Here is a 1,968-nt window from a genome sequence, read left to right on the forward strand (position 1 = left end):
TTGTTGTTGCCAATCTGTACTAATAACAAATAAACTAGTTTATTTGTTATTAGTACAGATTGGCAACAACAAAATAGAAATAGATAGACTACTACTAACGTAATAACCTATTCTATTTCATTAAAAAATCATTAATATATTTTTATTTTATTTTTTATTTTTATGAAAAAACTTTTCTAAAAAGCTTTTTACTTCTTGAATTTTTTTTCCAATTCTAATAACAATTTTTCATCATATTTATATGAATCTCTCATAATACTAAGTACCATGTTTCGAGAGTCGTCTAAGAGTTTACTTATATCATTAGCCTCCTATAAAAGAAACCTATATCTCCTATAAAAAAACCAAATAGAATCTCCATTGCAAAAACTACCCACAAAAAAACCAATACCTCCCATAAAAGAAACACAAATATATCTTTTACAGAATTTATAAATAATTTTGTTTTTTTTACTTTAGGATATATAATTTTAGTAATGTTTAAAATGTTTAGACTGAATTTTTTCATAAAAAAAAGATCAGATAATACCAACTTAAATATTAATCCTGATGAATTTATTTTACTTGGAACCCATCTTATACAATCTGAAAACATTAAATATAAATTAATAGAAATTATCATGTCAACTGGTATTCCTCTCACACATCTCAATAAATAAATAAGACTGACCTTACTATTGTTTTATATGCTTCTTCATATGAGTTAAATTGTCCTTTGCTCTTTGCAATTAAAATTTTTACTTCTGTTTCAATATCATTTAATCTGCTTCTTGTATATACTTCGCTTGCGTATACAAAATTTGTTGCAGTCTTTGCACTCACGTGAATGTAATTAATAGGGTCTTCAGATCTTTCTCAAGTTTCTCTTTTGCAAACTCTTTAGCCTCTCCTATAGCTTTAGCTTTAGTAACACTATAAAGACGTATAGAATATATTTGAGTTTGTTTTTTTTGAAAGAAATGTATAATTCTCATATATCTTATCAATTGATATATTAAATGATTTTTTTCTACCAAACCACCTCACCTAAATACATTTCTACAAACAAAATATAGGAAGATAGACTATTATTAATCTACCTTCCTTTGTATTTTAAATGATTATAATAAATCACTGAATTGTATCTAGAATAGATATAATCCTATCAGATATTAATTTCATCGCAGGAATTTTAACTTTAATAAGATCTTGATACTTTTTCTCAATATACTCTATCAATTTCTTACTATCAGAATCAATTCCATCTATCTTAGCTTTATAAGACGCAATAAGACTATTCACAGCTTTCCTCCAACCTAATTTTTGTAATTGAATTTCCTCAAGCTTGGATTTAATTTCTCTTAAATCAATAAGACTTAATTTATCAAGTTCATCTCTATTCTCTTCTATTTTATTAATTACTCTCTCAAAAGTAAATTGGAGATGTGTCACTGCAGCATTCACTATATCTACCAGCAATTTATTCTCATTTGTATTATCTGACTTTAATTTTTTAAGAATTTCTGCAAAATCTCTTATTCTCTCTTTATTGTATAACAAAGAGGAATAAAATAATCGTCTTACTTCCTTATTATCATCATGATTTAATGTCTTATTATTAACATCATCTAACAATGATTTAAACACTTCATCCTTCATACCATATTGACTTTCATCCTCAACCTCAGCTTTATCTTCACTTACTAATCCCATAACATTATCAACATCATTGATAAGCTCAGATATTAATTCACCTTTCTCATCTTTTATTACAGAATCTCTTCTTACTACTTTGTTAACAACAACTTTATCAACAACATCTTCTTTTCTTGCTTCATCACCTTGAATACCATTGACAATTGCATTGAAAGGATCTTTGCTCTTCTCTTTATTCCCAGACAATTGAGAATCTAGCTCACAAGATACTAATCCTAAAATTAATAATATAAATAAATTTTTTCTCACAAATATTCTCCTTCTTAAAATTAA

General features: G+C 26.0%; 3 protein-coding genes. 1 reads left to right on the forward strand and 2 read right to left on the reverse strand.

The window, feature by feature from the left end; all coding sequences use genetic code 11:
• The first annotated feature begins 476 nt into the window (after nucleotides 1-476).
• The gene (locus U881_RS12305) at nucleotides 477-659 is read left to right on the forward strand and encodes a hypothetical protein (RefSeq protein ID WP_152520689.1); all 183 of its coding nucleotides are present in this window, start codon (nucleotides 477-479) and stop codon (nucleotides 657-659) included.
• Between the two features lie 159 nt (nucleotides 660-818).
• On the opposite strand, the gene U881_RS0105870 is transcribed toward U881_RS12305, so the two are convergent.
• Together U881_RS0105870 and U881_RS0105875 are read right to left on the reverse strand one after the other, a co-directional pair.
• Nucleotides 819-1,016, reverse strand: a complete 198-nt coding sequence (locus U881_RS0105870) for a hypothetical protein (protein WP_024653635.1) — start codon at nucleotides 1,014-1,016, stop codon at nucleotides 819-821.
• A gap of 94 nt (nucleotides 1,017-1,110) precedes the next feature.
• On the reverse strand, nucleotides 1,111-1,944 hold the full coding sequence (locus U881_RS0105875; RefSeq protein WP_038363823.1) for a complement regulator-acquiring protein: 834 nt from the start codon (nucleotides 1,942-1,944) through the stop codon (nucleotides 1,111-1,113).
• Nucleotides 1,945-1,968: the final 24 nt, after the last annotated feature.

Source organism: Borrelia persica No12, from assembly GCF_000500045.1.
GTDB classification, from domain to species: domain Bacteria; phylum Spirochaetota; class Spirochaetia; order Borreliales; family Borreliaceae; genus Borrelia; species Borrelia persica.

What these genes read in the sequence shown, in the direction of transcription:
- U881_RS12305 (WP_152520689.1), top strand. Translation starts at nt 477, where the DNA reads ATGTTTAAAATGTTTAGACTGAATTTTTTCATAAAAAAAAGATCAGAT.